The 24,684-nt window shown below is 62.0% G+C and carries 23 protein-coding genes and 2 pseudogenes; 17 read left to right on the top strand and 8 right to left on the bottom strand.

From position 1 onward, the window contains the following. Nucleotides 1-98: 98 nt before the first annotated feature. From C493_RS21975 to C493_RS01825, 11 genes and pseudogenes are all read left to right on the top strand, one after another. Nucleotides 99-890: pseudogene (locus C493_RS21975) on the top strand (IS1595 family transposase); the annotation flags it as partial. 260 nt (nucleotides 891-1,150) lie between these two features. Continuing rightward, complete coding sequence (locus C493_RS01865; protein WP_007257692.1) at nucleotides 1,151-1,942, top strand: hypothetical protein; 792 nt, start codon at nucleotides 1,151-1,153, stop codon at nucleotides 1,940-1,942. 216 nt (nucleotides 1,943-2,158) lie between these two features. Then, on the top strand, nucleotides 2,159-3,208 hold the full coding sequence (locus C493_RS01860; RefSeq protein WP_007257691.1) for a phosphotransferase family protein: 1,050 nt from the start codon (nucleotides 2,159-2,161) through the stop codon (nucleotides 3,206-3,208). 444 nt (nucleotides 3,209-3,652) lie between these two features. Next, nucleotides 3,653-4,021 (top strand): hypothetical protein, encoded by a 369-nt coding sequence (locus C493_RS01855; protein WP_007257690.1) that lies wholly within the window; start codon nucleotides 3,653-3,655, stop codon nucleotides 4,019-4,021. Between the two features lie 62 nt (nucleotides 4,022-4,083). After that, a pseudogene (locus tag C493_RS21970) lies at nucleotides 4,084-4,278 on the top strand (hypothetical protein); the annotation flags it as partial. A 125-nt stretch (nucleotides 4,279-4,403) separates the two neighbouring features. Next, nucleotides 4,404-5,312, top strand: a complete 909-nt coding sequence (locus tag C493_RS01850; protein WP_007257689.1) for an ABC transporter ATP-binding protein — start codon at nucleotides 4,404-4,406, stop codon at nucleotides 5,310-5,312. Nucleotides 5,313-5,373: 61 nt separating this feature from the next. Then, complete coding sequence (gene sufB, locus C493_RS01845; RefSeq protein WP_007257688.1) at nucleotides 5,374-6,804, top strand: Fe-S cluster assembly protein SufB; 1,431 nt, start codon at nucleotides 5,374-5,376, stop codon at nucleotides 6,802-6,804. Nucleotides 6,805-6,825: 21 nt separating this feature from the next. Further along, nucleotides 6,826-8,043: a Fe-S cluster assembly protein SufD gene (gene sufD, locus C493_RS01840; protein WP_007257687.1), complete on the top strand. Its 1,218-nt coding sequence runs from the start codon at nucleotides 6,826-6,828 to the stop codon at nucleotides 8,041-8,043. Between the two features lie 170 nt (nucleotides 8,044-8,213). Then, nucleotides 8,214-9,251 carry a hypothetical protein gene (locus C493_RS01835; RefSeq protein ID WP_007257686.1) on the top strand — a complete coding sequence of 346 codons (1,038 nt, stop codon included), beginning with the start codon at nucleotides 8,214-8,216 and terminating at the stop codon, nucleotides 9,249-9,251. Nucleotides 9,252-9,600: 349 nt separating this feature from the next. Next, a complete protein-coding gene (locus C493_RS01830; protein WP_007257685.1) occupies nucleotides 9,601-10,095 on the top strand; it encodes a ferritin-like domain-containing protein in 495 nt (164 codons plus the stop codon). Nucleotides 10,096-10,255: 160 nt separating this feature from the next. Continuing rightward, nucleotides 10,256-10,690, top strand: coding sequence for a metal-dependent transcriptional regulator (locus C493_RS01825; RefSeq protein ID WP_007257684.1), 435 nt, complete (start codon nucleotides 10,256-10,258; stop codon nucleotides 10,688-10,690). A 46-nt stretch (nucleotides 10,691-10,736) separates the two neighbouring features. Here the strand turns inward: C493_RS01825 and C493_RS01820 are convergent, their stop codons facing one another. From C493_RS01820 to C493_RS01810, 3 genes are all read right to left on the bottom strand, one after another. Continuing rightward, the gene (locus tag C493_RS01820; protein WP_007257683.1) at nucleotides 10,737-12,578 is read right to left on the bottom strand and encodes a phospholipase D-like domain-containing protein; all 1,842 of its coding nucleotides are present in this window, start codon (nucleotides 12,576-12,578) and stop codon (nucleotides 10,737-10,739) included. A 124-nt stretch (nucleotides 12,579-12,702) separates the two neighbouring features. Next, nucleotides 12,703-14,058, bottom strand: a complete 1,356-nt coding sequence (locus C493_RS01815) for a HEAT repeat domain-containing protein (RefSeq protein ID WP_007257682.1) — start codon at nucleotides 14,056-14,058, stop codon at nucleotides 12,703-12,705. A 78-nt stretch (nucleotides 14,059-14,136) separates the two neighbouring features. Then, nucleotides 14,137-14,871, bottom strand: coding sequence for a protein sorting system archaetidylserine synthase (locus C493_RS01810; RefSeq protein WP_007257681.1), 735 nt, complete (start codon nucleotides 14,869-14,871; stop codon nucleotides 14,137-14,139). Between the two features lie 183 nt (nucleotides 14,872-15,054). Here C493_RS01810 and C493_RS01805 point away from each other — a divergent pair, with 183 nt between their 5' ends. Further along, complete coding sequence (locus tag C493_RS01805) at nucleotides 15,055-15,495, top strand: cupredoxin domain-containing protein (RefSeq protein WP_049889078.1); 441 nt, start codon at nucleotides 15,055-15,057, stop codon at nucleotides 15,493-15,495. Between the two features lie 5 nt (nucleotides 15,496-15,500). On the opposite strand, the gene C493_RS01800 is transcribed toward C493_RS01805, so the two are convergent. Beyond that, nucleotides 15,501-16,859 carry a short-chain fatty acid transporter gene (locus tag C493_RS01800; RefSeq protein WP_152421077.1) on the bottom strand — a complete coding sequence of 453 codons (1,359 nt, stop codon included), beginning with the start codon at nucleotides 16,857-16,859 and terminating at the stop codon, nucleotides 15,501-15,503. Nucleotides 16,860-17,309: 450 nt separating this feature from the next. Here C493_RS01800 and C493_RS01795 point away from each other — a divergent pair, with 450 nt between their 5' ends. From C493_RS01795 to C493_RS01775, 5 genes are all read left to right on the top strand, one after another. Continuing rightward, on the top strand, nucleotides 17,310-18,821 hold the full coding sequence (locus C493_RS01795) for a phosphoenolpyruvate carboxykinase (ATP) (RefSeq protein WP_007257678.1): 1,512 nt from the start codon (nucleotides 17,310-17,312) through the stop codon (nucleotides 18,819-18,821). Nucleotides 18,822-19,022: 201 nt separating this feature from the next. Further along, entirely contained in the window at nucleotides 19,023-19,373 is a 351-nt protein-coding gene (locus C493_RS01790; protein WP_007257677.1) for a hypothetical protein, read from the top strand. Between the two features lie 156 nt (nucleotides 19,374-19,529). Beyond that, complete coding sequence (locus tag C493_RS01785; protein ID WP_007257676.1) at nucleotides 19,530-19,727, top strand: HEWD family protein; 198 nt, start codon at nucleotides 19,530-19,532, stop codon at nucleotides 19,725-19,727. Between the two features lie 128 nt (nucleotides 19,728-19,855). Next, a complete protein-coding gene (gene cutA, locus C493_RS01780) occupies nucleotides 19,856-20,164 on the top strand; it encodes a divalent-cation tolerance protein CutA (protein ID WP_007257675.1) in 309 nt (102 codons plus the stop codon). A gap of 96 nt (nucleotides 20,165-20,260) precedes the next feature. After that, the gene (locus tag C493_RS01775; protein ID WP_007257674.1) at nucleotides 20,261-20,743 is read left to right on the top strand and encodes a 50S ribosomal protein L11; all 483 of its coding nucleotides are present in this window, start codon (nucleotides 20,261-20,263) and stop codon (nucleotides 20,741-20,743) included. An 84-nt stretch (nucleotides 20,744-20,827) separates the two neighbouring features. Here C493_RS01775 and C493_RS01770 read toward each other — a convergent pair whose 3' ends face one another. The 4 genes from C493_RS01770 to C493_RS01755 all read right to left on the bottom strand — a co-directional run bounded on the left by C493_RS01770 (nucleotide 20,828) and on the right by C493_RS01755 (nucleotide 24,474). Continuing rightward, the gene (locus C493_RS01770; RefSeq protein WP_007257673.1) at nucleotides 20,828-21,721 is read right to left on the bottom strand and encodes a class I SAM-dependent methyltransferase; all 894 of its coding nucleotides are present in this window, start codon (nucleotides 21,719-21,721) and stop codon (nucleotides 20,828-20,830) included. After that, nucleotides 21,718-22,968, bottom strand: coding sequence for a glycosyltransferase family 4 protein (locus C493_RS01765; protein ID WP_007257672.1), 1,251 nt, complete (start codon nucleotides 22,966-22,968; stop codon nucleotides 21,718-21,720). Before C493_RS01765 ends, C493_RS01770 begins: the two co-directional genes overlap by 4 nt. A gap of 7 nt (nucleotides 22,969-22,975) precedes the next feature. Continuing rightward, the gene (locus C493_RS01760; RefSeq protein ID WP_007257671.1) at nucleotides 22,976-23,353 is read right to left on the bottom strand and encodes a 6-pyruvoyl trahydropterin synthase family protein; all 378 of its coding nucleotides are present in this window, start codon (nucleotides 23,351-23,353) and stop codon (nucleotides 22,976-22,978) included. A 107-nt stretch (nucleotides 23,354-23,460) separates the two neighbouring features. Then, on the bottom strand, nucleotides 23,461-24,474 hold the full coding sequence (locus tag C493_RS01755) for a zinc-dependent alcohol dehydrogenase (protein ID WP_007257670.1): 1,014 nt from the start codon (nucleotides 24,472-24,474) through the stop codon (nucleotides 23,461-23,463). Between the last annotated feature and the right edge of the window lie 210 nt (nucleotides 24,475-24,684).

The following is a 24,684-nucleotide window of genomic DNA, read 5'->3' as shown; positions in this document are numbered from 1 at the left end:
GATCTACGTGTAGAGCGATTCCTGATCGATGGATCAGTTCATAGCAATCAGCGCAAAATTGCAAGAGGCCGCACCATCAACAATGTGCTACAAAAGAGCGTACCACCTGTACACGTGGGGCACCGTTCTATGATTCGGAGCTCGCTCCCGACGAGTTCCTCATCGCGTTCATTCTCTACGCCGAAACGTTACTCGGCATCAATCAAGTCGCATACCTCCTCTAACTATGTTACGAGACGCTTCACGACCAAATTAGGGAGTTTGAAACCGACTTCCTCCGAGGCTTTCCAACTGTCTGGGATCGAATCTCCCAGACAGTCGGTGGACCGACACAGGTCGATGAAACCCAGCTGGTATGTCCCGACTTCAAAGGCCAATATCCGCCGCGGGAAGGGCTCAACCGTGGCGGTTCACCTAAAGGAGGACGAACACGATAGACGGGAGAACAGAGAGATGAACCGACGCTCGTCGCGGCCTGCCGCGACGTGCTTCGAGTGGTGTCTGCTAAGGAGGGAACAAACTACGCGATGAACTTGGGTTCGTGATTGAGGAGGTAGATGACCTCTCCAAGCCGCTGGAAGAGGTCTGGATCGATGAGTTCCGGCCTACCAAGCTATGGAGCATGAGCATCGAACCGTCCTTCACGGCAAAGAATACGTTTCGGAAGACGGCGTCCATACAAACTAAGCAGAGTGTCTCTGGTCGTTGCTCCAGCCGTGGTTGGCAAAATTCTGCGACCTGTCCAAGCAGGCCTTGAAGCAGGCCGCTCAAATCTACGGCTTCCTCCGGTCATTAAACCTCACTGGAGAACCGATCCACGGCCCATTGATTGTGCCGACGTCAATTCATCCCGCGATTCTATCGAACATCATACTTCTTTTCCTCACTAGTGTGATTGTATGTCCAAAATAAATGGCATAGGTCACCCATATTTGGGATAGTCCTAGACAGTACCTCACGGTATAGAACATCAATAACCTGTAATCTCCTATAAATAATAAAGTTTTATATTCTAATATATAAAAACTTATTTTATCCTATGTTATTGTGTACTTTGATGTCGGATCAAAATTCCGGAAGACGGCGTCGCAACGTTTTGAAATATATTGGTGGAGCTGGCGCGACCACAGCTGGGCTTGGTGCGTCCTCGATGAGTGCTGTTGCCAAGATAGAAACTGAATCCGCCGAGGCTGAGACGGCACGCAAGTTCCTCAACGAACCACCAGTTCAACATTTTATCGAATCGTACGATTTCCTCGACAGAGAGAGTTTTTCCCTCGAGGAGGCCACGGTGGCTCATGCTTCGCTTGGGGACCGAGAAGAACGGCTCGTTCTCATCCCGTACCAGACTTCCGAGGCCGAGGAAGCAGAGCTTTCCATTCTAGGAGATAGCTACGTAACAGCCGCCCACCAGTCCAAGAATTCCGATGGGAGCACCGATGTTACGTACTACTTCCCACCCACGAAAGACGGAGAAGAGGTTTCCTTCGAAACTACCGTTCGAGACGACGACATTCCCAACGGCGTCGCCACCCAATCAATGGACATTACGCCGACCAGTCCGCTAATATGTCCAAGTGGATTCGTCAATCTTTCTTGCGTATATGATTGGGTAGAATCTAACGAAGAAGTGTCTAGGTCTTGTTCTCTATTCGTCACGTCTGCACCGGCTGCCAAGACCAAGGTTGGAGCCATCCCGGTTATTGGTGCGGGAATCTGGTGTGCGTGGGACATAGCTCACGAAGACATCGATCCCCAGGGCTGCGATTTATGTACCTCCGATCTCGACGAGGCGACTGGGGCCATTCCGGTCGAACCTGAGTGGTACGAAGACCAACTCGATGTCGAGTTTGAGCGTCCCAGTGCAGACGACCTTCCTAGTCTCCCAAGCTGTGGGTCCGTTCCGGGACTCGACAGTTGTCCGAGTCTGCCGAGCCTTTAGCACGTCCACCGAAGATAACGGCTATCCGAAACGATAGGTAGCAAGTGTATCGATAACCCGAATCCAGTACTTCTGGAAAGTGGAAGGTACCAAACCATATTATTTTATGTGAAATACACACACTCAGCGATTGCATACTCTACCACATTCGCTACAAAATAAAAGTATACAATATATAGTAACAAGTTAATATCCATATTGAAACAATCCAAGACAATGATTGATCCGATAGCTGCAAAGAACCGTGATACGGATCCGCTTACCGACGAACAGATTGAAAACTGCCTAAGAGCCACCGAGATGGACTGGACACTTGAACGATCAGAAGCTATCTCGGAAGGCTCTGAAACTACCTACCAAATAGAAGTTATCGACGAAACGAACGCCACAACTGAAGTGATTTTCAAAACAGCCGGACTTAGTTCCACTTCCGAGTTCGTTCACGAACCACGGATACACAGATTTGTCGCCACTGAGACCAACATTCCGGTCCCCTCGATCTATACAGCCGTTACCGATCCCGAACTGGTGGACCGACCCTTCTATCTAATGGAGTACATCGATGGGTCGTCACTCGAATCAGACGAGGAATGGATTGGGACACTTGAAGCCGATTGTGGACCAGACGCCTTGGCAGGTCTGGCACGCACCGCTGGGCGCCATCTCGCTCAGTTGCACGAGTTGGGTCCTGTCGAGGGCGTTGGTAAGCTCACAGTTGGCGATGATGGGATTGTAATTAAAGATAACAGCACAGCCTGGGGTGACTGGATGCGTGGTTCACTCGACTCTCCCTATCTCGAATACCTAGGAGAGATCGAGTCGGATGTTAGAGACTACATCCGTGAGGCGACGGCAACGCTCCCGAAGGTCCCTCTAGTACCGATGCATTACGATTATCGGCCTGGGAACCTGCTCGTCGATGCGGATACCTACGAACTCAAAGCGGTGTTGGACTGGGGTGCTGTTCGCAGCGGCCACTACGAGTACGAACTCGTACTCTGCGAACAGTATCTCACGCAATGGAGCTCCTACGATGCAGAGCGTCGATCTATTGTTCGGGAGAATCTCTACGCAGGATATGAACGCTATCGCACACTCGATCGGGATGCCAAGTTTCGCGACCGTCGGCATCTATACCAGCTCGTGACACGGATCAGCGCACTGCATGTGCTCCCGTATTATTCCGAGACGAAACAAGATCGGTTGTGGAGTCATCACTGGCAGTTCTTCAAAGATGTCGTCGACATAATCGAGACGGCCAGTTGAGTAACGTTATACTACTGTCAGCAGTTCTTTTCGAAGAGTATCGTTGCTCACAGGCCACGATACGAGTGCAGTACACCGTCGGTGTGGCGTGTTCACAACGACAACAGTTATCGATGGAAAATTCCAACTGACGAGTCAAATACTCTGTGCCACCGATGCTCGCGCTCGTCGTCGCGATCGCGGGCGTAACCTCGAAAGCTATCCGAGAGGATTTAATATCGACAAATCGTCGGGTCACGTCGCAGTCGACAAAACGGTTATTCAACTAACTGACCAACGGTACTAGCTGTACGCTGCTGTCGATCCAACTACAAACGAATTTCCGCACGTCGGTTGTACCCGACGCAGTATGGTGATTCACCAGAACAAAAAACATGCGAAAGGTCTATAATACATTGGCCATAATACATGAATAGATATATGAAACCATCACAAACGACATTCATGTCAGGATTGTTCCGCAAGGTGAAACACATTCTCAAAGATGCTGTGAAAGTGGGTTCAGTAGTCGGCCTTGGAATCATTCTGTTGTGGACTGCCCATACACATTATGGTATTTTCCTTGATGACGGTATCCAGGCTGTCATCGCAACCCCTGCGTTTGCAGTATACGTGATTGGACTAATCGCTATATTAGCTATTGCTACTAATTACCTAGAGCGACCGCGAATAGCGAGTGCCCTCTTTGCATTCGCGGCAGCCGTGATCGGTGTCGGATACCTGTTAGAGCCCGCAGGCAGTCAGCTCATGATGAGCATCGTTTTTGGCCTCGGCGCAGTGTACAGCGGTTTCAAATCATATACCGAGGGATGATCGGTATCATAGCCACACTAAGTGGAATTGTGTGAGATTAGCTCGGCCGAAATCTAGATGTACATCATATCCGTCCAATTCGTGCGTTCTCTAGGCCATCTGATGCACATACGATGGATAACCTATTCCAACTCTGTCGTCTCTGCCATACGTTCATGGAGCATTTGCCAGAAGATCAGCAGAGAGCCCTTTTGGAGGGAAATGGTCTGATATTCGGTGGAGATATCGGAGGGCAAGTTCTTGAAATGGCTGAGTAGGCCCTTACACTATCACGCATCTCTGTTCCTGATCATGGAAATTATTTTTGCGATGGGAGACCGTATCCAGTTGGATACGAAACCGTTATCAGTCAGACGACCCACCGTTCACACGACAGAGTACTATGGCACGTCTCGAACTGAACAACCTGCACGCGGAAGTAGCGGAGGGCGACGAGAAGATTCTCGAGGGTGTCGATCTCGAGGTCGAGTCGGGCGAGATCCACGCACTGATGGGTCCGAACGGCTCCGGGAAGTCGACGACCGCCAAGGTCATCGCCGGTCATCCCGCCTACGAGGTCACCGAGGGAGAGGTCCTGCTCCACCTCGAGGAGGACGAATTCGGCGACGAGATCGAAATCGACGAGGACCAGCGCAGCTGGAACCTCCTCGAACTCGAACCCAACGAGCGTGCCGCGCTCGGCGTCTTCCTCGCATTCCAGTATCCCGCCGAGATCGAGGGCGTCACGATGACGAACTTCCTCCGAACGGCGCTCAACGCCAAGATCGAGGAGCGAGAGGAACTCTTCGAGGACGACGAGGGCGAGGACGAGGAAGAAGAGGACGACGGCTTCGAAACCTCGCCGATGGAAGGCCCCGCGGACGAGGGCGAGGTCGGCGTCGCCGAGTTCCAGCAGATCCTTCAGGAGAAGATGGAACAGCTGGACATGGACGAGCGATTCGCCCAGCGCTATCTCAACGCCGGCTTCTCCGGCGGCGAGAAAAAGCAAAACGAAGTGCTGCAGGCGGCAATTCTCGAGCCGTCGATCGCTGTCCTCGACGAGATCGACTCCGGACTGGACATCGACCGACTCCAGGACGTCTCCGACGGCATCAACGCACTGCGCGACGAGCAGGGCACCGGCGTCCTCCAGATCACCCACTACCAGCGGATCCTCGACTACGTCGAGCCCGACCACGTCCACGTGATGCTCGACGGCCAGATCGCCAAAAGCGGCGGTCCCGAGCTCGCGGCCGAACTCGAGGACAAGGGGTACGACTGGGTCCGCGAAGAGGTCTACGGCACGGCGTAACCGAATCCGGCTAGAACAACGGTAATAACCCTACAGCCGTAACCACATACACAATCAAATCATGAGTTCCGAACAAGATCACCTCAAAGAAACTGACACTGAAGCGCGGTTCGAGTTCAAGAAAGAACAGAACGCCGCGGTGAAGTCCGACAAGGGCCTGACCGAGGAGGTCATCCGCATGATCTCCGAGGACAAAGACGAGCCCGACTGGATGCTCGAGCGCCGCCTGCGCGCGCTCAAGCAGTACCACAACATGCCGATGCCGACGGACTGGCCCGGCCAGCCGGACCTCTCCGAACTCGACATCGAAGAGATCGTCCCCTACATCCGCCCGGACGTCGACAAGCGCGAAGGCGTCGACGACTGGACGGAACTGCCCGACGAGATCAAAGACACCTTCGACAAGCTGGGTATTCCGGAAGCCGAGAAGAACGCCCTCTCGGGCGTCGGCGCCCAGTACGAGTCGGAGGTCGTCTACCAGAACATGCAAGACCAGTGGGAGGAGAAGGGCGTCATCTTCATGAACATGGACCGCGCGGTCCAGGAACACCCCGAGCTCGTCAAAGAGTACTTCATGACGACCTGTGTCCCGCCAAGCGACAACAAGTTCGCCGCACTTCACGGTGCTGTCTGGTCTGGCGGCTCGTTCGTCTACGTCCCAGAGGACGTCACCGTCGAGATGCCAGTGCAGGCGTACTTCCGCATGAACTCGGAAGGGATGGGCCAGTTCGAGCACACGCTCATCGTTGCCGAGGAAGGCTCGGAAGTCCACTACATCGAGGGCTGTTCCGCACCGAAGTACGGCTCGCACAACCTCCACTCGGGTTGTGTCGAGGTCTTCGTCGAAGACGACGCGCACGTTCAGTACTCGACGGTCCAGAACTGGTCGAAAAACACGTTCAACCTGAACACCAAACGCGCCATCGTCGAATCGAACGGCACGATGGAGTGGGTCTCGGGCTCGATGGGCTCGAAGGCAACCATGCTCTATCCGTGTACGATCCTCAAGGGTCGGGGCGCGACGGACACCCACATCACCATCGCCTTCGCGGGCGAGGGTCAGGACATCGACACCGGCGCGAAGGTCTACCACAACGCGCCCGAGACGTCCTCGACCATCGAGTCCAAGTCGATCTCCAAAGACGGCGGCCGCACCAACTACCGCGGGCTCGTCCACATCGCCGACGGCGCCGAGAACTCGAGCACCGCCGTCGAGTGCGACGCGCTGATGTTCGACAACGAGTCCACCTCGGACACCATGCCGTACATGGAGATCGAGGAGTCGAAAGTCGACGTCGCCCACGAGGCGACCGTCGGCAAGATCGGCGACGAGGACATCTTCTACCTCCAGAGCCGCGGTCTGGACGACGACGACGCCAAGAAGATGATCGTCGCCGGCTTCATCGAGCCGATCACGGAGGAACTGCCGATCGAGTACGCGGTCGAACTCAACCGCCTCATCGAACTCGAGATGGAGGGAAGCCTCGGATAATACCGAGTCCGAGAATCAGACATGAGCACGCAGGTACACGCTAATCTAACGGAAGAACAGGTACGCCAGATTTCGGGTGACCTCGACGAGCCCGAGTGGCTGCTCGAGACCCGTCTCGAGGCACTCGAGGCGCTTTCCGACCTCGACATGCCCGACGTCATCCGGACGCCGGGTCGGGACTGGACGAACCTCCACGAGCTCGACTTCGAGTCGCTCGTGGACCCGCTGAACGCGGCGGAGAACAAGGATCAGATCGGTCCCGACGAGGTCGAGGTCCTGCCGTGGGCCGAGGCCGTGTCCGAGCACGAAGCGCTCCTGAAAGAGCAGTTCGGCTCCGTCGTCGACCCCCAGGAGAACTACCTCACCGCGCTCTCGACGGCGCTGTTTAGCACCGGGACCGTCGTCTACGTCCCCGAGGGCGTCGACGCCGAGGACGTCACGATCCGCACCGAGCAAAACTCCCGCTCGCTGTTTAACTACACGCTCGTCGTCACCGAGGAGTCCTCGTCGGTCACGATCTTAGAGCGCCAGTCGACCGGCGAAAAGCAGGACGAACAGTACTACAGCGGCATCGTCGAGGTCGTCGCCGGCGAGAACAGTTCGGTTCAGTACGGCAGCCTCCAGAACCTCTCGGAGGACGCCTACAACTTCTCGCTCAAGCGCGGCGACGCCGACACGTACGCGACGATCAACTGGATCGAGGTCAACCTCGGCACGCAGCTGACGAAATCCGGCGTCTCGACGGAGCTCAACGGCGACTCCTCGGAGACGCAGATCGTCGGCGCGTTCTACGGCCACAACGACCAGCACTTCGACATCGACGCGAAGGTCTGGCACAAAGCCGAACACACCACGGCCGACCTCGTCACCCGCGGCGTCACCGACGACGTCGCCCGCTCGGTCTACGAGGGCGTCCAGGACGTCGGTCGCGAGGCCTGGGACACCAGCTCCTACCAGCGCGAGAACACGCTGATGCTCTCCGACGAGTCCGAGGCCGACGCCTCGCCGAAGCTGATCATCAACAACCACGACACCGAAGCCAGCCACTCGGCGACGGTCGGCCAGATCGACCAGGAGGACCTGCTCTACATGACCTCCCGCGGCGTCGACCCGCGCGCCGCGCGCAACATGCTCGTCGAAGGCTTCTTCGTCCCCGTTATGGAGGAGATTGCGGTCGACGAACTGCGCGAGGACCTCGAGGAGCTCGTCGCAGCGCGCCTTCGCGAACGAAGCGAGTAACGCCGACGCTCCCGTTCGGTTTCGGGTTCGATTTTTCGCCGTCGATTGCTCTCGCATCGTATTCACGTCGAGAGTCGAAGTCGAGAGTCCCGACCGAGCCGCGGCGACGGCCGGCGACGCGTCTGACGACGACTTTTATACCATGATCTGGTACCGGGAAACGACAGACTATGCGGGCTCTCTCCATCGAACTCGAGGACGAAACCGTCGACGCGCTCGAGGCCGAGCGGGAACTGTTCGGTTTCGAGAGTCGCGGGGCGTACGTCCGGTGGATCGTTGCGAACCGCGGCTCGATCGAGGCCGAGCGCGAGCCCGACCGCGAGGCGACGCAGGATCGAGTGCTGGCCGACCACGGCGAGCGCATCGCCCGACTCGAGGAGCGAGTGTCGTCGCTCGTCGCGGCGCTCGAGGACGATGGAACGGAGGCATCGACGACGAACGGCGAGCCGGTGGCGGAGCACCCGTCGCCGGAGCCAAACGACGCCTCGAGCGACGAGCGGACGGCCCGCGAACCGACCGACGAGACGGCCCCGGACGATCGCGACTCCCGCCTCGAGGTACGCGGCGCGCCACGGACGGTTCGGCAGGGACCCGACTCCCGAATCCGGCCCGACGAGCCGGCTACGGGAGCGCGACAGAGCGCCGACGGCGTGACGAAGGCGGCAGAAGCGACGAAACCGGAGCAGGCGGAGACGAGCGACGACGGCGGAACGAAACCGCCGTCGACAGGCTCGATCACGCCGGAACGCGTCGCCCGCATCCGGGAGGACCCCGTCCACGAGGACGCCGGCGTTCTCGGAACCGTCGAGTCCGAACGCCTCGACGAACTCTCCCGACGCGCGGTCGCGACGACGCGAAAACGCCTCGATCGGGACGTTCAAACCGGTCTCGAGTACACCTCGTCGACGCGACTGGCCGGCGCCGGCGTCAGACCTGGCGAGGATATCGCCGACCTCGATGCGCTCTCCGTTCCGGGTCGATCCGCGGAGACGCTCGAGAACCGTCGCCGCGCCGTCGGCCGCGCGCTCGCCTTCCTCCGAGACGAGGGCCGGGCGCGGCGCTCGGATTTCGTCGACGCGCTCTACGCGGAATGTCCGGCGGGCTACGAGACGGCCGACGGCTGGTGGGGGTGTCTCAAGGAGGGACTCAAGCAGGTCGACGCCGTCGACGGCGGCGAAGGGACCCGCGTCTGGCGATATCACGGCTAGCGTCTTTCGAGACCGAACCGTCAAGCAGATTGTCTTACGGTTTCGTTCCGTGCCCAAAGTCCGTGAAAATCGCCTCCAGCGCGGGCGGTGTAGAGAGCACGTCGAGCATCCGAGCGAGCGCAGCGAGCGAGGGTCACCGACGGTGAGGCCGACGGCCGATCCGTCGGCCTTTTTTACCGTAGATTTTTTGCGCCAGCGCGGGACCTTCAGTCCCGCGAGCCGTGCGAACGGGAGCGATGCTCCCGTGAGCAGAGAGCGGTGAGCGAGCAAAGCGAGCGAACCCGAGCGGAAAAAAGGTACGTGGACACGAGTAGGGAGCGTTAAGTATCAGCGGCCCGGACGGCGTGGTATGAGTCTGGGACAGCGCGTCTCGAACGACCACCAGCTGGCACGACTGCTCCAGATCGGCGTCGTGCTGGAGGAGGTCGTGGAGTCACGCGCCGCCCACCACCTCGACTCGCTGCCGCCGTCCGAACAGGCGGCGCTCGACGAGGAGGTACGTGAGTTGCTCGAGGAGGCCGCCGCCGAATCGGCCGACCACCGCGAGCGACTCGAGGCGCTGATCGACGATCTCGACGCCGAGACGGTCCCCTACGAGGAGATCAACGCGTTAGTCGACGCCCGGTACGGTCCGCCGGAGGACACCGACGGCGTGCTCTACGACCAACTGGCGAACGAAGAGACGGCCTACAAGTTCTACGACGACCTCATCGACGCAATCGAAGCGTCGGAGGGTGAGTTCGCCGTCGACCGCGATCGGTTGCTCGAGACGCTGTACGAGATTCGCGCGGAAGAACGAGAGGGCGCCGAAGAGGTGACCGAGCTCATGGAACACAGCACATGACCGGGGCGAGTGCGACCACGGAACGCCGGTGTCGACGCCGGACTCGAACTCGAGTCGAGAGTCGCGGTCCGAGTCGATCCCGGTTTCGACGCCGATCGCGAGGCGCACAGCCACTACCGACGACCGCCGCGCCGGCGGCAGACACCGACGGAGGGACGCGATGAATACGGCAGACCAGTATCTCAAGGCGATCTATCTCGCACAGCGGATCGAAGAGGGCCCCGCATCGACCGGCACGCTCGCGGACTTACTCGAGGTCAGCCCGGCGAGCGTCAACGAGATGATTGGGAAACTCGAGGACCGCGACCTCGTCGAACACGAGAAGTACAAGGGTGCGAGCCTGACCGACGAGGGACTCGAGCGGGCCCACAACGCGCTCCAGACGTACTGTATCATCGAGCGCTTCCTTGCAAACGTCCTCGAGGTCGAGGAGTTCCGCGACGAGGCCCGCGCCCTGGAAAGCGTCATCGACGACACGGTCGCCGAACGCCTCGATACGATCATCGACCGACCGAGCGAGTGTCCCGACTGTTTCGATCCCGAGCGAGATTACTGCGAGCGACTCGAGGCCGGTGCGGACGGCTGTGTGAAGTAGGCGTCGGCGTGGGAGTCACTCGACCACCACTCTTCGTCTCGCGTTGCTATCGGTCGCGTTCAGCGGGAGTAGGGTCGCCGAACCGCACGTAGCGTCGACCGACGACAGCGGCGAGTGCCAGTGCGACGACGACGGTTGCACTGAGTCCGAACGGAAGCGTCCACCGATCGTCGTCGCCCGTCCAGTCGGCCTCGAAGACGGCCGCGTAGTAGGCTGCGATCTCGGTTCCGTACAGCGCAACGAGCACCTCGCGATTGTTCTCGAAGGCGTTATCGTTCCAGTTGGCGCTGCCGACGACGGCGACCTCGCCGTCGATCACCGCGCCCTTGGCGTGGATCTTCTCGAAGCGATCGGTGTCGTCGACGAGACGAACCGCAAGCGACAGCGATTCGTCGTCCGCGATTCGCTCGAGATCCCGCGCCAGCGCCTCGTTCTCGTCGTCGTGGTACCACGACGAATCGAGCAGGAGTCGGACGTCGACGCCGCGACGGGCGGCCTCGAGCGTCTCCTCGAGGACGGCGGTGTCGTCCGCGACGCTGGCCTGTTTGACGAGGAGTTCGTCCTCGGCGGCGGCGAGCAGGTCAGTCAGCCGAGGTTCGGCGTTGTCCGGTGCGAGCAGAAGTTCGACGCCGTCGACGGGAAGCGTGGTCGACTCGTGTTCGGTCGAAAACGACGGCGGTGGCGTCTCGAGTCCGTCGCTATCGTCGACGAAGGTCGCATTCGTTCGAAAGGACTCGCTCGAGTGGGTGTCGGGACCCGCGTAGTCGGCTTCGAACACGTCGCCCAGGTCGTTCGCGACTCGCTCGTCCTCGAGGACGACTCCCCAGCCGCGGCTCGATTCGCCGCCGACGCCCGAGGGCTTCCAGTTCTCGCTGGTGATCAACGCCGCGTCGTCGGCGACGGCGTACTTCGGGTGGTGGTACCGATACCGGGACCCCTCTCCACCGATCGCGCGGACGTCGACGCCGCCGTCCGCGAGCGCGTCGAGTACGTCTTCGGTCGCCGCGGGCGTCCCGCCGACGGGCCCCGACTCGAGGAGGACCCTGACGTCGACGCCCCGATCGGCAGCCGCGACGAGGTCGTCGGCGATCGCGTCGGACGTGATCGTATACCCCGCGAGCAGGAGTCGGTCGTCGGCCTCGCGGATCGTTTCTCGGGGAACGTCGGGGCTGTCGGGGAGGACGAACGCCGTCGCCTCGTCGACGTCGACGTTCGAAACGGGGAGACACGTTGCGCCGCGGGGGTGCCAGTCGCCCCGGACGGGTGCGCTGTCGGGATCGACGGCTCTGTCGTCGGCTTCGGTTCGGTACCAGCGTTCGGCCTGCGGCGCACGATCGTAGGTAACCGTATCGACCGTCGTCGAGCCGTTTCGAAGTTCGAGGGTGTCGCCGTCGGCGGCGAGTCGCAGGTGTCCCTCGAGTACGGAGACGGGATCGTCGGTCAGGTCGGCGGTGACGTCCGGATCCAGACTCAACGCGAGTCGGCCCGAGACGGTCTCGTTCGGCAACGCCGCGGTCGTGTGGCCGTCGGTTACCGTCCAGTTTTCGAGGGTGGTCTCGGGTGGCGTCTCGAGGACGAGGTACTCGCCGACGTTGCCATCGGTCGTCGGATTCGGGTACAGCTCGACGATCCGTGGCGCCGGCGCAGGGTCGTTTCGCACGTCCGACGCGGTCGTCGGCGATGCCGTTTCGTTCTCGTCGGCCGCGGTCGCCGAGCCGACCGTCTCGACGGGACAGGTCGGTGCCGACTCGAGCGGCGGTGGATCGACGGGCGCGTCGCTCGAGTCGGCCGCGTCGGGAGACAGGGACTCGGCGCTGGGTGCTGCCGTTCCGCCCGCGAGGACGGCGAGCACGACGAGCGCGAGGCCGACGGACAGCCGCTGATCCATCGGTCCGTCTGGCCGCGTACTGGTATGTAAACCCTCGGCCGAAACCGCGTGGTCGATGCTGGTGAGTAGCGAAAACGCGATTGCGAGTACAGAAGCGGGCGGGCGAGCGGGGCCGTCGAGAACCTTAGGCTGCGGGCTCGATCGTCGCCTTCTCGGCTTCGGTCTGGACGAGGTAGGCGCGGTCGTCGGCGTACTCGGCGACGATCTCGAGGGCGTCTTCGGTGCCGATCTGGTTGAGCGCCCACGCGGCGCTGGCGCGGACGCGGTCGACCTCGTCGTCGGCCAGCACGTCCGCGAGCGGGTCGATCGCGCGAGTGTCGCCGATCAGGCCGAGCGCGCGTGCGGCCCAGCTTCGGACGTCTGCGGTGTCGTCGACCAACTGCTGGGCGAGCGGTTCGACGGCCTCCTCGGCGCCGATCTCGCCGAGCGCTCGAAACGCCGGCTTCTGGAGGTCGGGGTTCGTGTCGACGTAGTCGACGAGCGTCTCGACGACCTCCTCGTCTTCGACGCCGATCGTTCCGAGGACGCGCATCGCGGCCTGGTCGCGGCGGTTTGCCTTCTGGAGCATCGCGTCGGTGGCCTCCTCCGGCCCCATTCGCTGGAGGGCCTCCATACAGTGTTCTTCCATGTAGTCGGAGTCGAACGTCTCGAGTGCGAGCAAGATCATGTCGACGTTGCCGCGTTTCTCGTGGACCTTCAGCGCGTGCCACTCCGGCGGGAAGTCCTTGACGTGATCGAGGACGTCGTAGTAGCCCTCGCGGCGGAGCTGTTCGCGGATCTCGAGATCCGTCCACTCCGTCGAGTCGTCGATCCCGGACTCGAGGTCGTCGGCGGCCTCGAGCAGGCCGGCGATCGTCTCGGCGTCGTCGTCGGCGTCGAGGTCGGCGTCCTCGACGGCGTCGACGGCCGAGTCGAGGGTTGCGTCGAGTTGGTCGGGCACGTCCTCGCCCTGGTTGCTCAGCGTGACCGACGTTCCGAGCAGGTCGTTCAGGTCGTCGAGGAAGTCGTCGACGACCTCGATCAGTTCGGCGCGACCCTCCTCGGTCCAGCGGGTGCCGGTGATCGTTCCGCTGGCGCCGTTGAGTTCGCTGACGACGTCCTCGCCGTAGGGTCCGCGCTGGTCCTCGAGGTCGGACTCGAGGTCGTCGAGGTCGGACTCGATCTCGTCGGAGCGCTCCTGAAGCTCTTCTTCGGGCGTGATCTGGTCTTCCTCGTCGTCTTCTTCCTCGTCCTCGTCGGGCTCCGGCGGCTCCGGAATCTCGATCGTCTCGAGGTCGTCGCGGACGGCCGCGATATCTTCCTCGACGACGTCCAGATCGTCCTCGGTTTCGGCCGCCTCGAGATCCGACTCGAGGGAGTCGACGTCGCCCTCGAACTCCGCGAGGGCCTCGCGAATGGCCTCGAGATCGACGGGTTCGGGTTCGGATTCGCCGTCTGCCGTCTCTTCTGTACCGTTGTCGGCTGCCTCGTCATCGCTCATGGTACCACCTGGATTCGAACCGGGAGATAACGCCGACGCGTGGCAGTGTTCATACGTAACGGTCGTTTCAGGAGCGCCCTAAGCGTTTCCATGCGCTTCGGCATCTGTGCGCCGTTCGCGTTCGCCCCAGTAGACCCACGGGCTGAGAAGCATGTACGCGATCCCGAGCGTCAGGAGTGCGTACGGGAAGGTTCGACCGGCGACGTTGGGGACCAGGATCGCGAGCGCGTGGACGACCCCCATGATGCCGGCGTCGCGGACGAGCAAGTCGGGATACTCGATGCGCGAGACCATCAGGTAACAGAACGCGCCCGTTATCGCGAGGACGAGCCACGGGTTGGTTTCGCCGGCGAGAATCGCCGCCCCGAGGATCGTCGCCGCGAGCGTCGTCTGTATTCCCTCGGTGTAATCGCCCTCGACGTCGTAGGCCGTGTACATGCCCAGTCGCGTGACGGCCATCGCGACGAACAGCGCGCAAATGGCCGTCACGAGGACCAACTCGGCGGTGACGGCGTCGTAGCCGATCTCGAGACCGTTGGGGCCGTCGGTGACGACGACGAACGCGAGGACCGCGGGGGCGATCGCAAAGGAGGCGACGTCGGCGAGCGAGTCGAGATAGGGGCCAGCGTCGGTGCCGCCGTATCGGCGGGCGAGGATCCCGTCGAGGCCGTCGGCGATCGCCGCCAGCAGGATGAGTCGGGCGGCGAGTTCGATATCGACGAACGCGGTGACGACGGCGACGAACCCCAGCGACGCGTTGGCGATGGTGACCGCGTCGGCGATTCCCAGTCGGCCGACGAACCGGGGGAGCATACTCGCGGAGTCGACGGGGAGTGACCTTACGTGTTTTCGTTTCGTCGACACGCGTTCGCCGAGACGCGGTTTCGCGCGCCGTCAGTACGCGGCGTGCCGTTCGGTTCGCTGCGGTCGCGGACGATTCTCACTTTCGAAGACCGAACCGGGGCGGTTATATCCGGATACTCCCAAGCCGCCCGTATGAACCGGCGCGTCTATCTCGCCGCCGTCGGAACCACGATTTCCGCCGGACTGGCGGGCTGTTCGACCGTCCGAAGCGCTTTCGAGGACGACGACCCGTGTAGCGGCGACGAGTGCGACATCGGGATGACCAGAAACGAGTTTATCCCCGAAGAGTACGAGGCGAGTGTCGGTGAGACGGTCGTCTGGAAGAATACGAGCGGCGCTGACCACACCGTAACGGCGCGCGAAAATTCCATTCCGGACGACGCGGAGTACTTCGCCTCCGGCGACTACGAGGACGAAGAGACCGCGATCGACGCCTGGCACGAGTACCGAGGCGGCCGACTGGGAACCCGCGAAACGTACGAACACACGTTCGAGGTCCCTGGCGAGTATCTCTACATCTGCGAACCGCACGTCAAAGGCGGCATGATCGGAACGGTCGTCGTCACCGAGTGACGGGTTCAGACGAGTCCGAGTAGCGGGAAGAGCAGTGTGATACTGCCGGCGATCACCCCGTAACTGATCAACACCATGATCACGTATCCCCAGATGTCGCGAACCTGCAAGCCGACGATCCCGAGAACGGGCAGCGCCCAGAACGGATTGAGCAGGTTCGTCCAGACGTCACCGACGGTGTAGGCCGAGACGATGGCCGCGTGTGAGACGCCCATGCTCTCGGCGACGGGGTGGATGACTTCCGCGGTGACGATGTACTGGCCGCCGCCCGACGGAACGAACACGTTGACGATTCCCGTCATCAGCCAGGTGAAGAAGGGGAACGTCTCCGCCGAGGAGACAGCGGTTATGGAGTCGACGAGAACCGCTGTGAGCCCGGTTCCGATCAAAATCCCCTGGATACCGCCGTAGAACGGGAACTGAAGGATCACCTGCCCGCAGCGCTCCGCGCCGTCAGTTATCGCCTTAGCGTAGCTAACGACGTTCCCGTGCAGGGCGATCCCGATCGTGAGGAAGATCAGGTTCATCGTATTGAGTTCCAGCATCTCGAATGCGCCCTGGGTGGCGATCAACCAGACGGAGATGGAACCGCCGAGCAGGACGATCCCGAGATTGAAGACGCGGGAGTCGTTGAAGCGACCCGCGAGCGTCGTCGAATCGAAATCCGTCTGATATTCCGGGAGCAGTTCGTCTACTTTCGCATCGGGAAGCGGTTCGGTGTTCTCCTGGGTCGGGTAAATGAAGTAGATGATGACGAGCAGGACGACAAATACGCCCCAGACGATCGACAGGTGGAACAAACTAAATATCGTCTCGTTGAGTGGTATTCGGCCGATCTGGTCCTCCATGAAGTGGCCCGGCGTGTTCACCAACAGCGGGGCCGTCTGCGAGATTGAACCGGCAGAACCGACCGTCGCGGCGGCGTACGCCATCGCAACCGAGAACCCGAAATCGACGTCGTCCCGTTCTTTCCCCAGGAAGATCGTATAGAGGGACACGGTCACCAGCCCAAGTCCCCAGTGGACGAGGGTAACGAAGAACCCGAAAAATGCGATCGAGAGATACGCTTGCAGGGGCGTGTTCGGAACGCGAACCAACCGATTGATCGCCCGTCTCGTCACGGGCGCGGAAGCGATCCCGTATCCCGTCACGATGATGATAACGAGTTGCATCGCGAACTCGAGGAAGCCCCAGAACTCGTTGTTCCACTCGATGACTACGTCACCGGGGCCGGTCGGCGTCAACAGGAGTGCAGCCCCACACGCGATGAACGTGAGGATAATCGCGAAAACGAACGAGTGTGGCATGTACTTCTCGACGCCGACGCTCAATCGTTCTGCCGTTCGTTTGAGTATGTTTGTCACAGACGCACCCTAACTGAAAGTTCATATTAAATGTTAGTGTACCACCGGTGTGTTTCTGGATATTCAATCCATATGTCGCATATAATAATACTCATATTATGAGAATATTGCCAGACGAGTTCCACAATTCTTCGAATCCGACCGTTCGGGAGATCTTCACCGCCACCCGCGATCGATCTCAGCGAGACGGACCCGCCGAACCAACACACAAATTTGGGGACACCGCGACAGCAGTTCGCGAACTGATGAGTAACAGAATTATTTTCGATTCGAGTACCTTCTCGGCCATATGTGTGAAATCAGAGAGCTATAGCGGATTCGCGAATTTGTCCGATAAGAGGACTCTATATCCGTAAACAGCAAATTCTCTGTCCGTTGTGAGGGATGATGTGACACACTGCGAGAAGAAACCTCCATGTTTATACATCGCGCTGTTGCTGCATTAGGTATATGTCCGAAACCGGGGCGGAAACCCGTCCGCTGGTCCGACAGCTTCCCGATCCGAAAACCGCGTCGAACGTTCGGTACAATCCGTCGCTGGAGGAGCTTCGTGACCTCGCGACCGACGACGAGACGACGACGGCCTTCGGGTCGCCGTCGTACGTCAGCGAGTATCGCTCGCGAAGCGCAGATCGGACGAAAAACACCGTCGACGACGAATTCACCGCCGACGACCACGGACTCGTCGACGACGCGATCGACCGCGCGGCCGACCGCGAGATGCTCTGTGTCGATCGACTCATGGGTCGTCATCCGGACGCCACCTTCTGCTGTCGCCTCTTCGTTCCCGTCGACCACGCCCGCATCGCACTCGCGTGGGCGAACCTCTTCGAGCCGACCGACGGCCGAGAGCCCGACCTCTACACCGTCCAGGACCCCGACTACGACGAGACCGCGATCCGCGTCCTCCCCGACGAGGGCTTCACCGCGGTGCTCGGCAGCGACTACACCGGCGAGGCCAAGAAGTCGTTCCTCCGCCTGTTCATGTACCGGATCAAAGAACAGGGCGGTCTCGGTCTCCACGCCGGCAGCAAGCGCGTTCGCGTCCGCGACGCCGACGGCGACCTCCGCGACGTCGGACAGGTCTTCATGGGCCTTTCGGCGACCGGCAAGTCCACGCTGACCTCCCACGGCTGCTGGCTCGAGGAACCCGAGGACGCCAAGATGCTTCAGGACGACGTCTGCGGGCTCCTGCCGGACGGCTCGGTTCCCGGCAGCGAGGGCGAAGGCCTGTTCATCAAGACGATTGGTCTCGACGAGGACGAACAGCCCGAACTGTACGCGGCCGCGACCGACGAGTCGGCCATCCTCGAGAACGTCGCCGTCGACGACGACGGCACCGTCGATTTCGACGACGACGAGTACACGTCGAACTCTCGGGCGATCGTCCAGCGCGAGGAACTCGAGAGCGCCGACGAAGAGATCGACCTAGACCGGATCGACCAGGTCTTTTTCATCACGCGCAACCCGCTGATGCCCCCGGTATCGAAACTCGACGACGAGGAGGCGGCCGTCGCCTTCATGCTCGGCGAGTCGATCGAGACCAGCGCGGGCGACCCCTCGCGGGCCGGCGAATCGATCCGCGTCGTCGGGACGAACCCGTTCATTATCGGCTCCGAGGGCGAGGAGGGGAACATCTTCCGGGATCTCATCGACGAACTCGACGTCGAGTGTTACGTCATCAACACGGGCTATCTCGGCGAGAAGTCCCAGGACATCGGCGTCGAGGAGTCGGTGACGATTCTCACGGAGACCGCCCGCGACACGATCGAGTGGACCGACGACGACCGCACCGAACTGACGATCCCCGAGTCCGTTCCCGGCCTCGAGATCGAGGACTACTACGTTCCCGATCACGTCGACGACTACGACGACGCCGCCGCGGAACTGCGCGCCGAACGACGCGCGTACCTGGACTCGTTCGACGATCTCCGCGAGGAGATCAGAGACGCCGTCTACTGAGACGGCCTCGAGAATCGCGCGAGTCCCACGTTGAATCGGTTTCGGACTGCCACAGCGCGCCGAGAAGACTGCGGTATCCCGTTGTTTTGCACCGTCGTTTTGCATCGATCGCGGCAACCGTTCCCATGCGCCGATGAAATCGACGCGAAGCGTCGGTGAATCGACCGAAATACTATTTACTCAGTGCCGAGTTTACAATGTATGACCTGGCAAGATCTCGTCTTTCTCGCCTGTAGTTTGCTCACGATCATCGCGTTGTTCCCCGCGCTCAGGAATCTAAACGCACAGATTCCACTTCGGACGAGTCTCCCCCAGTTTGGCCTCGCTGTCGTCTACACCGCGACGTTTTACTCGCTGGGAATGACGTTTTCAGCGGCCGGACTGTTCGGCACTGCCGTTATGTGGTCGCTGATCGCGCACTATCGCTCTCCCAACGGCGTCCTCCCGATTGCCGCCTCGAGTATGGGTGCCGCGAGCGGTTCGACGGATCGAACGGCGGTCACCGAGACTACCGCCCAGCAGCAACTCCGAAACGACAACAATCGGTTCTGACCGTTCCCCAGCTTTCCCGAGGACTATCGTCCCGAACTGGACACTCTTCGTTATTTTCTGATTGTAGTTTTGAATTTATGATCGTGATATACATTGGTCGGGCAGAAGTTGCCGCACAAGAATAGTGTTATATGCGTCCAGTTCCCACAACCGGTAATGAGCGCGCAAGTACAACCGCCCACGGTTCGCATCTGTGAACGGTGTGACCGAACCGAGCGATGGGACGACGACCTCGAGGCCTGGCAGATCGCCCGCGACGACGGCGAAAAGCAGGTCGGAAACCCTCACTGCATTCACGAGTGGGACATCAACGGGGCGTTCAGTCCCGTCACCGGCAACGTCAACGCCGACTGATTCGCCGATCGGCAGCGAGACACACCCGCGACGCCAGCGACTGCAGTCTTCTCCGGTCTCTCTTACGGCCTCTCGAGCGCCCCGACGGCGAGGACCTTTTGACCGTCTCGAGCGTAGCCTCCGCCGTCATGCCGACCGTCTACATTACGACGCCGCCGTCGGCGGCCGACGAGATCGCCGAAGCGCTCGTCGAGGACCGACTCGCCGCCTGCGTCAATCAACTCTCGACGACGTCGACGTATCGCTGGGAGGGTGAGATTCACCACGACGACGAGATCGTCCTGCTCGCGAAGACGACCGACGAGGCCTACGACGCGCTCGCCGAGCGCGTCCTCGAAGTGCACCCCCACGACGTGCCGTGTATCGAACGTTTCGAGGAGACGGCCGTCTTCGAGTCGTTCGCGGAGTGGCGAGCCGAGACCGTCGACGGCGAGTGACCGTCGGTCGCCGAACGCGTCAGGTGCGACACAGCCTCACAGACCCGACTGCCCGAAAAAGCAACCCTTAAAACTCGCGCACGGGTTGTGACGGGTATGGCTGGAACCATCGAAGTGCTCGTTCCGGGTGGCCAGGCCAACCCTGGCCCACCGCTCGGTCCCGAGCTCGGACCGACGCCCGTCGACGTGCAGGCGGTCGTACAACAGATCAACGACGAAACCGAAGCGTTCGACGGCACCGAAGTGCCCGTCACCGTCGACTACGAGGACGACGGCTCGTTCTCGATCGACGTCGGTGTCCCACCGACGGCCGAACTCGTCAAGGACGAAGCCGGTTTCGACACCGGCAGCGGCGAGCCCCAGGAGGACTTCGTCGCGGATCTGTCGGTCGATCAGGTCAAACAGATTGCCGAACAGAAACACCCCGACCTGCTCGCCTACGACACCAAAAACGCCGCGAAGGAAGTCGTCGGCACCTGCGCCTCGATGGGCGTTACCATCGAAGGCGACGATGCCCGCGAGTTCAAGGAGAAAGTCGACGCCGGCGAGTACGACGACACGCTCGGCGCGGACGCCTAAGTCCGCCCAGCGCTTCCGCTCTCGGAAACGGACGTCGACGCCGGACGAGACGATTTTTCCGAAACTGCTTCTCGAGAGCGACGGCTACGCCCGTCGCGGCGCCCGGGCCAACACGTCGACGTTGTGAACGACCGCGACGAGCGTCCCGTCCTCGAGTTCCCCGCGCCGACGCTCGAGCCATCGATCGAGTTCGTCGGCAGCCACCCGCTCGGGCACGAACGTCGACAGGGCGTCGTCGATCGTCTCGAGGAGGTGGGCGAGAAACTGCCGCTCCGACGCGGGGTATCCGCCGGCACCGGCCTCACCGCCGGCGTCGCTCGTCGGCCGAACCACCCAGTCTGACCCCCCTGCCGCGAGGACGGTCCAGTCGCGCTCGGGTAGCGCGGCCAGCAGTTCGCGTCCGGCCCGGCTGCTTCCGCCGTCTCGAACGTCGTCCATGTGCCGGTGATACAGGCGCTCGAGCGAGTCGTCCTCCGGATCCGACGGCGCGAACGCGGTCCCGCCGTCGAAGGTGATCGGCGCGTAGAGCACGCCCTCAGGCGAGAGGAGGTCCTCGACAGCCGGAATCGCCCGTTCGAGGGAGACGAGATCGAGGATGGCAGAGCCGATCACCGCGTCCGCGCGGGCGTCGATTGCGAACGCGTCGGCCGTCTCGAACGCGAGTTCGAGCCGAGACGGTCCCGCGTCTATCGCGGCCACCCTGTCGGGCACTCGCTCTCGAGCCCGCTCGATACAGGCCCGATCACGGTCGACGGCGCGGTAGTGCACGCGGTCGGGAAGGACGCCGCGCGCGACGAGGCGCGGGATCATCGTCCCGACGCCGGCGCCGATCTCGACGATCCGAACGGGTTCGCCGTCGTCGGCGGCGTCCGCGCGGGCGGCCAGCGCGGCCGCGAACCGATCGAGCACCCGCCGGTTCAGCGCGCGGTCGTCGACGGTCCGCTTGGCCTCGAGAAACGACAGCTTCGCGTCGGTCACCTCGAGTCACCTCCGACTACGCTATCGCCACCGCCACCTCCGCCTCCGTCCACGCGTTCACTTGCACCCGCACCCGAACCCGCGTTCGCGCTCGTGCGATCAGCTTCGGACGCGCTTGCGGCCCGGAACCGCTGCTGCCGACAGAACGCGCGCACGGTCGCCATCGTCTCGTCCCAGGTCGGGTGCGCCGCCGCGGTCGCCAGCGCCCTCCTCCCGAGGCGCGCGAGCCGATCGCGGTCCGAAGCGAGGCGCTCGAGTCGAGCGGCGACCGCGTCCGAATCGGTCGGATCGACGACGGCGCCGTTGCGTCCGTCCGCGACGAACTCGTCGGCGCCGCCGACGCCGCTCGCGATCGGGACGACGCCGTACTCCATGGCCTCCAGCGCGACCATGCCGAAACTCTCGTAGCGCGAGGGCAACACGAGGACGTGTGCGCGCTCGAGGATCGACTCGAGGCGGTCGGTCGCGACGCGGCCCTCGAAGCTGGTGCAGTCGTCTACGCCGCGCCTCGCCGCGTGCTCGCGAACCGTCTCGGCGTAGTCGGAATCGACCTCGAGGCTGCCGACAACGGTCAGGCGCCAGTCGCCGAGGGATGGGCCGGCGTCGGCGAGCGCCTCGAGGAGCGTCTCGAGGTTCTTTCGCGGGACGACGTTTCCGACGAACGCGATCCGGAACGGCGAGACTCGAGCGCGCTCGCCGACAGCCGCGGCCGACAGGGCGGCCCCCTCGTGACGGCCAGCCGGTGGGGCGACGGCCGTCGGAAGCTCTCCCACCGGCACGCTAACGAGAGACGTCACGCGCTCGCGCGTGTCCGCACTCGGACAGACGACTCCGTCGACCGTCTCGAGGTACCGGCGTTCGCGCTCGCGAACGGCGTGGTCGTCGGTCGCCGGGTCGTCCGTCCCCAGGAGGTGGACAAGCGAGACGATGGTCCGCGGGCGCTCGAGCCGCGGGTTGTGCTTGAGCAGCGTCGGGTGACAGAGCGCGTCCTGCAAGAGCACGTCGTAGGGGCGGTTCAGTTGCGCGTGGGTGGTCTCGTTCGTCGGTCCGTTCGAGTCGCTCGTCTTCATCTTCATCTTCGTCTTCGTCTTCGGTTCCGCCGCGCTCCCGGAATCGGTACGCCGCGGAACCGAGACGACGTCGACGTCGTCGCCGCGATCCGCCAGGTGCTCGACGAGCCGCCGGTCGTAGCGGTACCCGCCCGACGTCTGCTCGATGTCGCCTTCGACCGCGAGTCCGACGTACATGGTCTCGTTAGAGCGTCCGCTCGTGGGCCACGCGGGCCACGTCGTCCTCTTCGATCTCGATCCGAAGCTCGGTGACGCCCTCGGTCTCGAGGCGCTCGAGCAGGCGGTCGCCGAAGACGCGGGCGAAGCGCTCGGCGCTCGGGTTCGCGCCCTCAAAGGCGGGAAGCTCGTTGAGCGTGCGATCGCGGTAGAATTCGGCGAGATCGTCCATCGCCGCCGCCAGCGCGTCGATATCGACGAGGTACTCGTACTCGTTCAGTTCGGGACCGCGGACGGTCGCCTCGATCGTGAACTTGTGGGAGTGGCGCTCGCCTTCCGGCCCCGGATCGGGAACCGTCAGGAAGTGCTGTGCGATGACGGTTCGTGAGACGGAGACCGCGTACATGGGGCTCGATACGACGGCGGACGGCTAAGTTCCCGCCCTTCCCTGCAGTTCGTGAGACGTCTCCGCTTTTTCCTCGAGTCCGAGTGCCGAGTGTGACTGTGCAGGAGCTACTGGTACGTCAACAACACCTGTACCGCCTCGTCGGGCCGTTCTTCGAGCAACTCGTAGGCGTCGGCGGCGTCGGCAAGCGGTATCTCGTGGGTGAGCAGCGACGAGACGTCGAGACGCTCGAGCCAGTCCCAGGTGAGTTCGTGACGGCGCTCGCGAGACCAGCGACCGGAGAGGCGCGGATCGATCGTACTCACCTGCGTGCTCCTGACCTCGATTCGGTCGCGGTGAAACCGTCCGCCGAGTTCGAGCGTCGTCGGCTTCGTCCCGTACCACGAGCCGACGAGCACGCGGCCGTCGAAGCCGGTCGTCGAGATGGCGTCGTTCAGCGCGTCCGGGTCGCCCGAGAGTTCGTAGGTGAGGTCCGTTCTGTCGCCGGCGACGTCGCGAACGACCTCGCGGTGATCGCAGTCGCGCGGGTCGACCGAGCGGTCCGCACCGAACCGTTCGGAGAGCCGCCGTCGCTTCGCGTACGGCTCGAACGTGACGAGCGTTTCGAGCGAACTCCGCGCCAGCAGCGCCGTCGTCAACAGCCCGACGGTCCCCTGGCCGAAGACGGCCGCGCGCTCGCCGAGCAGCGGTTCGCCGTCGAGGACGAACGTGACCGCCGTCTCGAGGTTGGCGAACAGCGTCGCCTCGCGAGCCGAGACGCCGTCGGGGACCGGGAGCAGGTCCGTCGGTCGGGCGAGGAAGTGACTCTCGTGGGGGGTGTACGCGAAGACGGTCCGGCCGCACCAGTCGTCGTCGACGGCGTCGCCGACGACGGTGACCTCGCCGACCGCCGCGTAGCCGTACTGAATCGGAAAGGAGAGATCGCCGCCGAGGGACTCGAGTTCCTCGTCGGCCGGCAAATCCGCGGGCGCTTCGCCGCGGTAGAGCAGCCCCTCGGTGCCGGCGCTGATGGCCGATGCAACGGTGCGGACGCGAACTTCCTCGGGGTCCGGCTCCGGGACGGATTGAGGCCTGACGGAGACCGTTCGCGGAGCCGTAAAGGAGAGTGCTCGTCCCGTCATCGATATCTGCCCCAATTGTTCGCAGTCGCCTCGGCGTCGCGACCTGGTCGCGTAGCCGGGGGTTGTCTGGAGTAACGAACGTTCACGGTACCGGTCCGTTCAACAGGCAATCACTTGGTCGTTCGCTCTTGTGTAGCACTTTGTTGATTTCACAGCGTTGCTTTGACAGCGTGTTTGAGCGCTTCTCTCCCTGGTTTTCGCAGTAACTTT

Source organism: Natronolimnohabitans innermongolicus JCM 12255, assembly GCF_000337215.1.
GTDB lineage: Archaea > Halobacteriota > Halobacteria > Halobacteriales > Natrialbaceae > Natronolimnohabitans > Natronolimnohabitans innermongolicus.
Note: the sequence above shows the minus strand (reverse complement) of the source record. Positions and strands in the feature narration are given on the sequence as shown.